The sequence below is a fragment of the Photorhabdus luminescens subsp. luminescens genome, assembly GCF_001083805.1.
Taxonomy (GTDB): domain Bacteria; phylum Pseudomonadota; class Gammaproteobacteria; order Enterobacterales; family Enterobacteriaceae; genus Photorhabdus; species Photorhabdus luminescens.
Genome location: NZ_JXSK01000001.1, coordinates 49,617 through 63,863, shown reverse-complemented (window position 1 = coordinate 63,863; position 14,247 = coordinate 49,617). Strand labels below are relative to the sequence as shown.

Here is a 14,247-nt window from a genome sequence, read left to right as displayed (position 1 = left end):
TATGTGTGGAATTGGTGGTATCTTTAATACAGAAAACAGGCTTATTGATGATATTGAAAATAAGCTACAGACTATAATGTCAAAAATAGCGCACCGAGGTGATGCATCTCGGTTTAACGAGAAGATTGTCAGAAATAATTTTGCAATCGCAACCAACAGACTGGCTATTGTCGAACGCGATTCAGCCTATCAACCCATATCAAATCAAGAACATGATCTTCATCTTGTGCTGAATGGTCAAATTTATAATTATAAATCGCTTCGAGATGAATTAACTAAACAAGGTTATCAATTTAAAAATGGCGGCGATGCTGAAGTCGTCCTAATTGCCTATATTTGCTATGGCAAGTCATTTATTAAGAAATTAGATGGCATGTTCAGTTTTATTCTATTTGATAATAAGAATAACAAATTCTTATTAGGAAGAGATCACGTCGGAATAAAGCCACTCTATTACACCCAAAAAGAGGGTAACTGGTATGTGGCGTCAGAAATAAAATCATTGATCGAGTTTAACTCAGAAATTAAACCTGTTGAACCCGGTTCAATTTTCGACGGATTTACCAGTGAGAAATATATTAGTTACGACACAAATATTTCCACAAGCAACGATAATTTCGAACAGGTAAAAGAAAAAATCTATTCACTGTTAGATAATGCAGTCAAAAAGCGAGTTGACACAGATTTGCCCATATCAATTATGTTTAGCGGCGGTATCGACAGTACCATTGTGCTTTATCTTGCACACAAATATCACCACGATGTTACGGCAATTTCATTTGGATTACCCGGCTCAAAAGACATTGAAATTGCCCAAAGATATTGTTCTGAGAATAAGATAAAACACATTATATACACGTTTACTCAGGAAGAATTAATCAATAACATCCAAGATGCTATCTATTATGGTGAGTTTTTCGAACCAATCGATGCCATTGATTCGACTATTGCTCACTTTGGCTATTATATTGCTAACCGCCTTGGCTTCAAAATTGCTTTATGTGGAGAAGGTAGTGATGAAATTTTTGCTGGCTACGATTTATTTAAAACGTATCCCAATCCCCATCATCTCTCCCTATATCGATTAAATAACCTTCATAGGACTGATTTACAAAGAGTTGATCGGGCAAGCATGAGAAATACTGTCGAAGCAAGAGTTCCTTTTATGGATTCAGCACTAGTGCCCTATGTTTTAAGTCTGGATTTCTCTTATAAACTCAATGACGGGATAGAAAAATATATTCTACGTGAAGCATTCAGAGGAAAAATACCCGAATATATTATTGACAGACCTAAAATAAGAATGCCGGATGGTAGTGGTGTAAAAAATACTATCATTGATTACGTTAAAGATATTAAATGTAATTTACCAAGAAACGTGGTTGACAGCCTTAGTTCCATCGGACTAAACAGCCAAAGTTCACTCTATTTCGCTGAGAAATATCTCTCTTTTGGTTATCCACTACCAAAAGAACGTTTCAAAGAATCTGGCAAAGATTTTTCAGAATCTGGTTACTTTAATTTTATATCGTAATTTAACCATTGTGTTGTAATCATCGTGTTGATTGCTGCATTGTTTATTCTGCTAACAATGCAGCTATCTGGAGATAAAAAATAGGACTTTTTGCTCTCATCACTTGGAGTCAAATTGAAGTTCAATATCTTTCTTTAAAAAATTATAACCAATAATTTCAACTCTCTTATTCTTTGACATAATTATCCCTTTTTCATTCAAACTTTTAATAGCTCTATTTAATTGCCTGACTAAAACAGCAAAGGAAACGAAAGTAACAGAGACAGCATCATTTGCATAATTTTTGGAGCCGTCTCGAAAAAAATGACAAAAAACGCCTTAATTTAACTTAAAAAGCGCTTCCTTGACATATTTTCCACATTTTCTCCATTTTTTAGCCTATCCTCACTGTCTAAACTAATAACATATGATTAAACCGATATTTCAGTCGCACATAATTAAGCAATACCCTAGCCTTAATGTTGAGAGAATGCCGAAGAAATGAATCAAAATAATAAACGTCGTACCCTCCTTTTCCGTGCAGCATTGGCCTCTATCGCTATCGCTGCCGCTATATTTTTCTGGTACCAATTTAAAACTCCTCAACAATCCGGCCCATCTGATCAATCCTCCGATTTAGGGCATCCTCCGTTACCCCCTGTGCAGATCGCCACAGCAAAAGAGCAGGCAGTCCCTCGCTTTCTGACTGGGCTTGGCACCATTCAGGCCGCCAACACCGCCACGGTAACCAGTCGGGTTGAAGGTCAGCTTATCGCTTTACACTTTCAGGAAGGTCAACAAATCAACCAAGGGGATTTACTGGCAGAAATTGATCCACGTCCTTTTCAGGTTCAGCTGGCACAAGCCAAAGGCCAACTGGCTAAAGACGAAGCAATATTGGCGAATGCCCGTCAGGATCTCAATCGCTACCAGAAATTGGCAAACACCCACTTGATTTCCCAACAAGAAATGGATAATCAACGTGCGCTTGTCCGCCAACACGAAGCCAGTCTAAAAGTTGATCAAGCAGCAATTGATAATGCAAAACTTCAACTCACTTACAGCCGTATTACGGCTCCAATTTCCGGTAAAGTGGGCTTGAAACAGATTGATATAGGGAATTTTATCTCCAGTGGCAACAACTCTCCTATTGTGGTTATTACCCAAACCGATCCGGTAGATGTACTATTTTCACTCCCTGAAAACGATATCAGTGCTGTTTTGCAAGCTCAGAAAACCAATCATGACGTCGTCGTTAGTGCCTGGGATCGCAATAACCAACAACAACTTGCCGCAGGAAAACTGTTGAGCATTGATAATCAAATTGACGCCGCTACCGGCACAATTAAGCTGAAAGCCCGTTTTTCCAATCAAGATAGCATCTTATTTCCAAATCAATTCGTTAATGTCCGTATTAAAGTCGATACACTGGAAAACGCAGTGGTGATCCCAAATGCTGCTCTGCAAATGGGTAATGAAGGGAATTTTGTCTGGATGTTAGGCAAAGAGAATAAAGTCAGCAAACATCTGGTCACGGTCAAATTGCAGGATACAAAACGCGTTGTTATCAGTACCGGCTTGGCAGCAGGCGATAAAGTGGTCACTGATGGTATCGATCGCCTAACAGATGGCGCTAAAGTGGATATTGTCACACCGATGGTCAATAAGCCTCAGCCACAAAAACACGACAAAACGGAGAATTCCTGATGCAGGTAAGCTCCCCAATCCCAGGAGGCGGACCATCACGCCTGTTCATCTTGCGACCTGTCGCCACCACGCTATTTATGGCGGCAATCTTGCTGGCAGGTATTATCGGCTATCGCATGCTGCCCGTGTCTGCATTACCGGAAGTAGACTATCCCACCATTCAGGTTGTCACACTCTATCCCGGCGCAAGCCCCGATGTAATGACTTCGGCAGTCACCGCGCCACTGGAACGCCAACTCGGACAGATGTCAGGTCTTAAACAGATGGCATCCCAAAGTTCCGGCGGGGCTTCCGTTATCACATTGCAATTCCAACTGACGTTGCCGTTAGATGTCGCCGAACAGGAAGTACAGGCGGCCATTAATGCAGCCAGTAATTTACTGCCAAATGACCTTCCTTATCCTCCCATTTACAGCAAAGTTAACCCCGCAGATCCGCCTATTTTAATGCTGGCAGTCACCTCCGATGCAATGCCAATGACACAGATTCAAGATATGGTGGAAACCCGTATCGCACAGAAAATTTCGCAGGTTAACGGTGTAGGACTGGTGACGCTCGCCGGCGGCCAGCGGCCAGCCGTCAGAGTGAAATTAAACGCTCAAGCAGTCTCTGCACAGGGATTGGATAGCGAAATGATCCGTACCGCTATCAACAATGCTAACGTTAACTCCGCCAAAGGTAGCCTTGATGGTCCGACTCGCTCTGTCACGCTTTCGGCCAACGATCAAATGAAGTCAGTAAATGATTACCGCAAACTGATCATTGCCTATAAAAATGGCTCACCGGTACGGTTACAAGATGTCGCAACCATTGAGCAAGGAGCTGAAAACACCAAACTAGGCGCATGGTCAAATAACAAACAAGCCATTGTGATTAATATCCAGCGCCAGCCCGGCGCTAATGTGATTGAAACCACAGATAATATTCGTCAGATGTTGCCGGAGCTCATCAGCAGCTTGCCAAAATCTGTTGATATGAAAATCTTGACTGACCGCACGACAACCATTCGTGCTTCTGTGAAAGATGTTCAGTTTGAGCTGTTACTGGCAATTGCATTGGTTGTTATGGTGATTTACCTGTTTTTACGCAACGGCATTGCAACACTCATCCCCAGTATCGCTGTTCCCCTTTCACTGACTGGTACATTCGCAGTGATGTATTTCTGCGGCTTCTCCGTCAATAACCTGACGCTAATGGCGCTCACCATTGCCACCGGTTTTGTCGTGGATGATGCCATTGTGGTCATTGAAAATATCTCCCGTTATATAGAACAAGGCGAGAAACCGATGACCGCAGCATTGAAAGGCGCAGGTGAAATCGGTTTTACCATTATTTCCCTGACTTTCTCTTTGATTGCAGTGTTAATCCCGCTGCTTTTTATGGGCGATATCGTTGGCCGCCTGTTTCGTGAGTTCGCGATTACCCTGGCCGTAGCAATTCTGATTTCAGCCATTGTCTCACTGACATTAACCCCCATGATGTGCGCTCGAATACTGAAACCGGAATCACAGATAAAACACAATCGTTTTGAACAAGCCAGTGAACGCTTTTTTGAACAAATGATTGCCGGTTATGCCGTATGGCTAAAAAGAGCGCTGAACCACCCGTGGATCACATTTAGCATCGCCCTAAGCACATTGGCGCTAACGACGCTACTCTATCTGATGATTCCAAAAGGATTTTTTCCATCACAGGATAATGGGCTGATTCAGGGAACACTGGAAGCGCCGCAATCCATTTCTTTCTCTGCAATGGTGGATAAACAACAGCAAGTTTCATCCCTATTACTGCAAGACCCGGCAGTAGAAAATATCACCACCTTTGTCGGTGTTGACGGCAGCAACCCAACCTTGAATAACGGGCGATTGCAAATCACGCTGAAACCACTGAATCAGCGTGATGACAGAATCGTTGACATTATTCCGCGTTTGCAGGAAAAAGTTGCCGCTATACCCGGCATAAAACTCTATCTGCAACCCATACAGGATTTGACGATTGATACTCAAGTTACCCGTACCCAATACCAATTCACTTTGCAGGCAACTTCTCTGGATGAACTGAGTATCTGGGCGCCAAAATTGCTGGCTGAACTAAAGCAGAGAGCAGAACTGGTTGATATCAGCAGTGACTGGCAAGATCAGGGACCAATTGCCTACGTTAAGGTAGACCGAGACACAGCCAGCCGATTAGGCATCTCAATGGCCGCTATAGATAACGCACTCTACAATGCATTCGGCCAGCGGCTAATTTCAACCATTTATACACAGGCTAATCAATATCGGATTATCTTGGAGCATGATGTGACATCCACTCCAGGGCTGGCGGCATTTGATAACATCCGTCTTAACGGAACTGACGGCCATGTCATACCTCTCAGGGCTATTGCGACTATTGAACAAAAATTTGGCCCGCTAGCAATCAATCATCTAGCTCAATTTCCCTCAGCAACATTTTCTTTCAACGTTACTGAGGATGCTTCTCTCGAACAGGCGGTCAATGCTGTTCGTAATGCAGCAAAATTGATCAAAATGCCCAAAGATATTTCCACCCAATTCCAGGGAACAACGCTGGCATTTGAAAGCGCGCTGGGCAATACATTATGGCTAATCGCGGCTGCCATCATCGCTATGTATATCGTGCTAGGCATATTGTATGAAAGCTTCATCCACCCGGTGACAATCCTCTCTACATTGCCGACAGCGGGAGTAGGCGCACTACTGGCGCTGATGATGGCAGGTCATGAACTGGATGTCATTGCGATCATTGGCATTATCCTGCTGATAGGTATTGTGAAAAAAAATGCCATCATGATGATCGATTTCGCGCTGGCGGCAGAACGTGAACAGGGGTTATCGCCTTACGAAGCCATTTATCAAGCGTGTTTATTGCGTTTCCGGCCGATCCTGATGACCACAATGGCAGCATTGCTTGGGGCGCTCCCTTTGATGCTCAGCACCGGTGTAGGCGCTGAATTACGTCGTCCTCTGGGTATCTGTATGGTAGGTGGATTGATTATGAGCCAGATCCTGACGTTGTTTACTACGCCAGTGATCTATTTGCTGTTTGACCGGTTGGCGCATTATCGCCGTAATCGTCGGTTCTCAGTCCCAGACACTTCATCTATTGATCATCAGGAGCCGCGGTGAAATTCTTTGCCTTATTTATCCAACGTCCTGTTGCCACCACGCTATTGAGTTTAGCCATAACCCTATGCGGGGTACTGGGATTTACCTTGTTGCCGGTTTCTCCTTTACCACAAGTAGATTTTCCGGTGATCTCCGTTTACGCCTCATTACCGGGCGCTTCACCGGAGACAATGGCCTCATCTGTCGCTACTCCATTGGAGCATGCCTTAGGCCGAATTGCCGGAGTCACTGAAATGACCTCCAGTAGCTCCCTTGGCAATACCGATATCACGCTTGAATTTGACCTCAATCGCGATATTAACAGTGCAGCGCGGGATGTACAGGCAGCACTGAATGCCGCTCAAAGCCTGCTACCTTCCGGTATGCCAAGCAAACCACATTATTACAAAGTCAACCCGTCTGACGCCCCAATTATGATCCTCACATTGACTTCTGATACCTATAATCAGGGGCAACTTTATGATTTTGCCTCTACTCAATTGGCGCAGAAAATTGCCCAAGTTGAAGGCGTCAGTGAAGTCTCTGTCGGCGGCAGTTCATTACCCGCAGTCAGAGTCGAATTGAATCCTGGCGCCCTGTTCCATCAAGGAGTTTCATTAGATGCAGTACGCAAAGCTATCAGCAATGCCAATGTTCGCCGTCCACAAGGATATGTGGATTCCGATCAGCAACACTGGCAAGTTCAAACTAACGATGAGTTGAAAACGGCCGAAAGCTATCGTCCGATTATCGTTCATTACAACAACGGTTCACCGGTGCGATTGCAGGATGTAGCAAATGTAAAAGATTCTGTTCAGAATGTCAGAGCAGCCGGCATGTCTGGCGGTGAACCGGCTATTTTGTTGATCATTCGCCGTGAAGCCGGCGCCAATATTATCGCCACAGTAAACCGTATCCGTGAACAATTGCCTGCATTACGTGAATCTATTCCTGCCAGTATTCAACTTAAAGTGACTCAAGATCGCACACCAACTATTCGTGCTTCATTAGCAGAAGTGGAACGGGCATTGGTGATTGCTATCGGGCTAGTCATTCTGGTGGTGTTCCTGTTTTTGCGTTCTGGTCGCGCAACATTGATCCCTGCCATCGCTGTACCGGTTTCACTCATTGGCACCTTTACCGCCATGTATCTGTGCGGTTTCAGTTTGAACAATCTTTCTTTAATGGCGCTGACGGTTGCCACGGGATTTGTGGTAGATGATGCGATTGTGGTGCTGGAGAATATTTCCCGCCACCTTGAAGCAGGTATCAAACCCATGCAAGCGGCGCTGCGAGGCGTCCGGGAAGTGGGCTTTACGGTCCTCTCGATGAGCATTTCGCTGGTAGCAGTCTTTATACCGCTTTTGCTCATGGATGGATTGGTTGGTCGGCTGTTCCGTGAATTCGCCATTACCTTAACCACCTCAATCGGTATCTCATTATTGGTTTCTCTGACGCTAACGCCAATGATGTGCGCCCAATTACTAAAATCTCAGCTTCCCAAAGCACAAAAGAAAATACGAGGATTCGGTAAAGTTTTACTGAAAATTCAGCAAATGTACGGACGCTCCCTGATGTGGGTTCTTAATCATAGCCGCTGGGTATTGTTAATTTTAGCCGGTATCATTGCCCTAAATGTTTGGCTCTATATTAATATCCCCAAAACTTTCTTCCCGGAGCAGGATACCGGTCGGTTGTTAGGGTTTGTTCGGGCAGATCAAAGTATCTCTTTCCAATCCATGCGTGAAAAAATGAAAAATTTCATGCAGACAATCAATGCAGATCCTACGGTAGACAGTGTTATCGGTTTTACCGGTGGCGGGCGGGTAAATAATGGCTTTATGTTTATCTCTCTAAAGCCATTGAAAGAGCGTTCAGAAAGTACTGAACAGGTTATTTCACGCCTGAGAATTAAACTTGCCAATGAACCGGGAGCAAATCTGTTTCTCATTCCGGTACAGGATATTAGGGCTGGCGGTCGCCAAGCTAATGCTAGCTATCAATTTACATTGCTGGCAGATGATCTGAATGATCTTCGCAAATGGGAACCTGTTATCCGTAAAGCATTAGGGCAATTGCCCCAACTCACCGACGTGAATTCGGATAAAGAGGATAAAGGGGCTGAAATGGCAATAATCTATGACCGCGATACCATGTCTCGTCTGGGCATTAATGTCAGTGAAGCCAATAGCCTGCTGAATAATGCTTTTGGTCAGCGACAAATATCCACTATCTATCAACCACTTAATCAGTACAAGGTTGTGATGGAAGTTGCTCCAGAATATACGCAAGATGTCAGCGCACTGGATAAAATGTTCGTGATTAATAATCAAGGAAAAGCCATTCCGCTCTCCTATTTTGCTCACTGGCAACCGGCTAATGCGCCATTAAGCGTGAATCATCAGGGGCTTTCTGCTGCTTCAACCATTGCTTTCAATGTATCGTCAGGCTATACCCTCTCTGATGCTATCAATGCGATTGAAAGAACCATGACCGAACTGAGCGTACCCTCAACGGTTCGCGGCACTTTTGCAGGTACCGCCCAGATTTTCCAAGAAACCTTAAAATCACAATTATTCTTGATTCTGGCCGCCATTATTACTGTCTATCTGGTACTAGGGATACTGTATGAAAGTTATATCCATCCATTGACTATTCTCTCTACCCTGCCTTCTGCCGGCATTGGCGCCCTACTGGCATTGGAACTGTTTGACACACCATTCAGCCTGATAGCATTAATAGGCATCATGTTATTGATTGGTATCGTAAAAAAGAACGCCATTATTATGGTGGATTTTGCTATTGAAGCTCAGCGTAACGGTAATATCCACGCCCGTGATGCGATATTCCAAGCCAGCCTGTTACGTTTCCGTCCAATTCTGATGACGACACTGGCCGCCTTGTTTGGCGCCCTGCCACTGGTTTTGAGCAATGGCGACGGCGCAGAATTACGCCAACCTTTAGGAATAACTATTGTGGGTGGTTTGGTCATGAGCCAGCTTTTGACGCTATATACCACACCCGTTGTCTATCTCTGTTTTGATCGAGTAAGGGAAAAGTGGCAACAACGGCGGCATACAACCAAGCAAATTATGGAACCATCATGAAACTCGGCATCAGTGGTAAACTATTCATGGCCATCTTCGCCACTTGTATGCTGGTACTTATCACCATGCACTGGGGCGTAAGAAGCAGCTTCCAGCATGGTTTTATTGGTTATATAAAACAAAATATCCAGTTACGTACCGCCATGTTAGCCGAAGCATTGGCTGAACAATATCAACAATATGGTAGCTGGAAATTCTTAAAGAGGAATGATCGGGTAATTTTTCAAATCATTCGTTCCATTGAACAAACCAGTGAAAGCCGCCAGGGTCCACCACCTCGCGGTTGGCGAACTCAATTTTGGGTGGTGGACAGTGATATGAAATTGCTGGTCGGTCATGAAAGCAAAATCCCGACAGAGACCTATCGCAAACCCATTCTCTATCATCATCAAGTTGTTGGCTGGGTCATTGTCAGCACATCAGATAAAATTACCCGTCAAGCTGATATCAGTTTTGATCGCCAACAACAACTGACAAGCTGGATTATTGCCGGTTTATCTACCTTGCTAGCAATCATAGCCACACTATTATTATCCCGCGGTATGTTAAAACCCGTTAAACGTTTAGTTGAAGGGACGCATAAACTGGCAGCAGGCGATTTCAGCGCCCGAGTCACACCATCAAGTAAAGATGAAATTGGTCAGCTTGCCCACAATTTTAACCAACTTGCCAGTACCCTAGAAAAAAACGAGCAGATGCGTCGCGATTATATGGCAGATATTTCTCATGAACTGCGCACCCCCCTTGCTATATTGCGCGGTGAATTGGAAGCGTTACAGGATGGTGTTCACAAACCCACGCCAGAAACGCTCAATTCGCTATTGGCTGAAATTACCACCTTGACCAAACTGGTTGATGATCTACACCAACTCTCTTTATCCGATCGCGGAGCGCTGGCATACCGGAAAGAATTTATCAATATCAGTGAATTAATTCAGGCTGCTATCGCATCTTATCGTGGACGTTTCCTCGATAAGCAAATCCAAATAGATATTAAACTTCCTGAAACTATTATGGTGTTTGCTGACCCAAGCAGATTGACTCAGCTATTTCATAATTTACTGGAAAACAGTCTTCGCTATACCGCCGATAATGGAAAATTAATCATTAAAGATTGTTCTAACGATAACTACTTCATTCTGAATTGGGAGGACAGCAAACCCGGCTTGTCGCCAGAGCAATGCCAACGGGTTTTTGAACGATTCTACCGTAGTGAATCCTCACGAAACCGTGCCAGTGGTGGATCAGGGCTTGGATTAGCTATTTGCTATAACATCGTTGAAGCACATAGCGGCGCCATCCACGCCGAACCCTCACCTTTAGGCGGCCTGAGAATTATCGTAGAATTGCCGCTAACTAAATCCCTCGACGGCGAAACGTTATGAATACAGAATTTGAACATTATACTGTTTTGATTGTTGAAGATGAGCCAAAACTTGGTCAGTTGCTGGTCGATTACCTGCAAGCGGCTGATTACAAAACCCAGTGGCTATTGCGGGGTGATGAAGTTGTCTCCCATGTACAGCAACACAATCCAGATATTATTTTGCTGGATCTGATGCTTCCAGGCTGCGATGGCATATCTATCTGTCGGGAAATTCGCCGCTTCTCTGACGTACCGATTATTATGGTCACCGCCAAAACGGAAGAAATTGACCGTTTACTTGGACTGGAAATCGGGGCAGATGATTATATTTGTAAACCTTATAGTCCACGTGAAATTGTCGCGCGAGTTAAAACGATTCTTCGTCGCTGTTACCGACCACAAGATATTGTCAAGCAAAGCGATCTGCAAATCGACGAAGCCTGTTTCCAAGCACGTTACCGCGATAAAATATTGGATTTGACCCCGGTTGAATTCCGGTTATTAAAAACGATGGCAAGTCGCCCAGGGCAAGTATTTTCCCGCGATAAGTTACTGAATAACCTGTATGACGATCACCGAATCGTGACAGACCGTACTATTGATAGCCACATTAAAAATTTACGCCGTAAACTGGAACAATTGGACAACAGTAAAACATTCATTCGTTCTATTTATGGACTTGGTTACCGATGGGAAGAGGATATATGCCGTTTGTTATAACTGTCACACTTTAACTGAATTAAATTTCTCTCAACCTTTCACCGGTCAGAAATTCAGCTATATTAAAAATACTTACCTTTAATTGGAGGAATTTCTTATGGCTATAGGTCATTATGATCTCAAAAGAACAAAAAACAAGCAGTATTACTTCAATTTAAAAACATCGAACGGTGAAGTTATCCTTACCAGTGAAATGTACACTACCAAGGCAGCAGCGAATAAAGGAATTCGATCTGTCCAGGCAAATTCACCGGCAGAAAAAAACTTCGAAGTCAGAGAAAACAAATCTGGCAAGTCTTATTTCGTGCTGAAAGCGAGAAACTATCAAGTTATCGGCATCAGCGAATCTTACGATAATGAAGTCGCGGCTAAAAAAGGCATTCAATCTGCGATTAAACATGGTTCTAGCGTCAATGTCCGAGATCTGACAAAGTCAGAATGATATTTTTTCGTCATAAATTGCACCTTATCAGTTGAAAGTTATCGTCAATTGATAAGGCGCTCTTCATCGATCACATTCTTTGTTGATCACGTTCTTTTCTGATCAATAGAACCGAACGTTTCATGCTAATAAATTTGTATCCCCAACAAATTAAGGGTTAGAATCCCCCGTCTTATCCTTACTTTTTATAGTGAAAACTAGTCTCAATTCAAATCGAGAATTTTTTAACCATGTTTACTCCAGAATTACTTTCCCCTGCCGGTTCACTGAAAAATATGCGCTATGCTTTTGCTTACGGCGCAGATGCCGTATATGCGGGTCAACCACGTTACAGCCTGCGTGTTCGCAATAATGAATTTAATCACGAAAATCTGGCGATCGGCATTAAAGAAGCGCATGAGCTTGGTAAACGTTTTTACGTTGTGGTCAATATTGCTCCTCATAATGCCAAACTGAAAACTTTCATCCGTGATCTAAAACCTGTCATTGATATGGGACCAGATGCTCTCATCATGTCCGATCCCGGACTGATCATGATGGTTCGTGAAGCTTTCCCTGAAATGGAAATTCATCTTTCCGTTCAAGCTAACGCAGTTAACTGGGCAACAGTAAAATTCTGGCAACAAATGGGGCTGACACGAGTCATTCTTTCCCGCGAGCTTTCTCTGGATGAAATTAACGAGATTCGCCAGCAGGTTCCCGATACGGAACTGGAAGTTTTCGTACATGGCGCATTGTGTATGGCCTATTCGGGTCGTTGCCTGCTATCTGGCTATATTAATAAACGCGATCCTAACCAAGGAACCTGTACTAATGCCTGCCGTTGGGAATATCACGTCCAAGAAGGTAAAGAGGATGATATCGGTAATATTGTGCATATGCATGAAACTATTCCGACAAAAAATATCGAGCCAACATTGGGAAAAGGCACACCAACAGATAAAGTATTTACGTTCGAAGAAGCAAAACGCCCAGGTGAATATATGTCAGCTTTTGAAGATGAACATGGTACTTACATCATGAATTCTAAAGATTTACGTGCAGTTGAGCATGTTGAGCGATTAACTAAAATGGGCGTTCACTCTTTGAAAATCGAAGGACGAACAAAATCCTTCTATTACTGTGCTCGCACAGCGCAAGTTTACCGCCGAGCCATAGATGATGCCGTTGCAGGGAAGCCTTTTGATCCAACTCTGCTAACAACGTTAGAAGGACTCGCTCATCGCGGTTATACCGAAGGATTTTTACGCCGCCATACCCATGATGCCTATCAGACTTATGAATATGGCTATTCGATATCCGATACACAACAATTTGTTGGTGAATTTACAGGTGAACGAGTCAACGAATTAGCCAAAGTTGTTGTCAAGAATAAATTCATGATCGGAGACCGTCTCGAATTAATGACACCAGCAGGCAATATCCAGTTTACATTGGAAGCAATGCAAGATAAAAAAGGCCAACCAATGGAAGTTGCTCCTGGGGATGGGTATATTGTCTATTTGCCAATTCCTAAACAAATTGATATTAATTATGCCTTATTAATACGTAATCTAAATGGTATTAATTCTCAATTTGCTCAAACGAACCGAGACTCAGACAAATAATCATCAATATCCCCTTTTTATGACGATATATTTCTTTTTTTAGAAACAGATCACATCAATACTATTTTATTTACCGTAATATTGCTGGTGAAAAATAAAAAATTAAAAAAGTTTTACAGTAAGACTAGGAACCACCTCCTTGGCCGGCTCAATCTCCCTTGAGCTGGCCTTTTCTTTTTTCCTCCGAGAAATAAAATCAATAAGTTACAGAATTCATTTACATGATTAATTAAATAGAGAAATTTAACTATTAAACCAATGAATATTTATATTAATGTGTTTCTTATACCTACATATTAATAAGAGAATATTTCTACTTATTGAAATATCACACTATCTAAAGAAATGTAATTAAAATTTTCCACTGTTTAATAATTCAGGAAATCCATCATATTTAGACCAAATATTATACAATCTGATAGAATTAATCAGGTGAAAATTATGAAAACAGATAATTACAATTTACTTATTGTTAAAACTATTAGTTCAACATTTAGCTGACTATATCGACTTAGCAACTCAAAATGGATTTTGTTTTATACCCTTCATCTTTCAAGCTACTGCTTTGTTGGCTGCTTTCACTCACCCCAGTCACATAGTTATCTATGCTCCTGGGGATTCGTTCACTTGCCGCCGCGCTGCAACTCGAAATCTATTAGG

8 protein-coding genes are annotated in these 14,247 nt (G+C 42.9%); all 8 read left to right on the top strand.

Going from position 1 to position 14,247, the window contains the following annotated elements:
* The first annotated feature begins 1 nt into the window (after position 1).
* The 8 genes from asnB to trhP all read left to right on the top strand — a co-directional run bounded on the left by asnB (position 2) and on the right by trhP (position 13,587).
* Complete coding sequence (gene asnB / locus TI10_RS00265; RefSeq protein WP_049581180.1) at positions 2-1,534, top strand: asparagine synthase (glutamine-hydrolyzing); 1,533 nt, start codon at positions 2-4, stop codon at positions 1,532-1,534.
* Between the two features lie 480 nt (positions 1,535-2,014).
* Positions 2,015-3,220, top strand: a complete 1,206-nt coding sequence (locus tag TI10_RS00260) for an MdtA/MuxA family multidrug efflux RND transporter periplasmic adaptor subunit (protein WP_049581178.1) — start codon at positions 2,015-2,017, stop codon at positions 3,218-3,220.
* Positions 3,220-6,366, top strand: coding sequence for an MdtB/MuxB family multidrug efflux RND transporter permease subunit (locus tag TI10_RS00255; RefSeq protein ID WP_049581176.1), 3,147 nt, complete (start codon positions 3,220-3,222; stop codon positions 6,364-6,366). The genes TI10_RS00260 and TI10_RS00255 overlap by 1 nt, the downstream gene beginning before the upstream one ends.
* Entirely contained in the window at positions 6,363-9,452 is a 3,090-nt protein-coding gene (gene mdtC / locus TI10_RS00250) for a multidrug efflux RND transporter permease subunit MdtC (RefSeq protein ID WP_049581175.1), read from the top strand. Before TI10_RS00255 ends, mdtC begins: the two co-directional genes overlap by 4 nt.
* Positions 9,449-10,837 carry an envelope stress sensor histidine kinase BaeS gene (gene baeS / locus TI10_RS00245; protein ID WP_049581173.1) on the top strand — a complete coding sequence of 463 codons (1,389 nt, stop codon included), beginning with the start codon at positions 9,449-9,451 and terminating at the stop codon, positions 10,835-10,837. The genes mdtC and baeS overlap by 4 nt, the downstream gene beginning before the upstream one ends.
* Positions 10,834-11,538 (top strand): envelope stress response regulator BaeR, encoded by a 705-nt coding sequence (gene baeR / locus TI10_RS00240; protein WP_049581172.1) that lies wholly within the window; start codon positions 10,834-10,836, stop codon positions 11,536-11,538. Before baeS ends, baeR begins: the two co-directional genes overlap by 4 nt.
* 97 nt (positions 11,539-11,635) lie before the next feature.
* Entirely contained in the window at positions 11,636-11,980 is a 345-nt protein-coding gene (locus TI10_RS00235) for a YegP family protein (protein ID WP_049581170.1), read from the top strand.
* Positions 11,981-12,210: 230 nt separating this feature from the next.
* Positions 12,211-13,587 carry a prephenate-dependent tRNA uridine(34) hydroxylase TrhP gene (gene trhP, locus TI10_RS00230; RefSeq protein ID WP_049581169.1) on the top strand — a complete coding sequence of 459 codons (1,377 nt, stop codon included), beginning with the start codon at positions 12,211-12,213 and terminating at the stop codon, positions 13,585-13,587.
* Positions 13,588-14,247 lie beyond the last annotated feature (660 nt).

Coding starts and splice junctions, on each gene's coding strand:
- asnB (WP_049581180.1), top strand. CDS start 2: ATGTGTGGAATTGGTGGTATCTTTAATACAGAAAACAGGCTTATTGAT.
- TI10_RS00260 (WP_049581178.1), top strand. CDS start 2,015: ATGAATCAAAATAATAAACGTCGTACCCTCCTTTTCCGTGCAGCATTG.
- TI10_RS00255 (WP_049581176.1), top strand. CDS start 3,220: ATGCAGGTAAGCTCCCCAATCCCAGGAGGCGGACCATCACGCCTGTTC.
- baeS (WP_049581173.1), top strand. CDS start 9,449: ATGAAACTCGGCATCAGTGGTAAACTATTCATGGCCATCTTCGCCACT.
- baeR (WP_049581172.1), top strand. CDS start 10,834: ATGAATACAGAATTTGAACATTATACTGTTTTGATTGTTGAAGATGAG.
- TI10_RS00235 (WP_049581170.1), top strand. CDS start 11,636: ATGGCTATAGGTCATTATGATCTCAAAAGAACAAAAAACAAGCAGTAT.
- trhP (WP_049581169.1), top strand. CDS start 12,211: ATGTTTACTCCAGAATTACTTTCCCCTGCCGGTTCACTGAAAAATATG.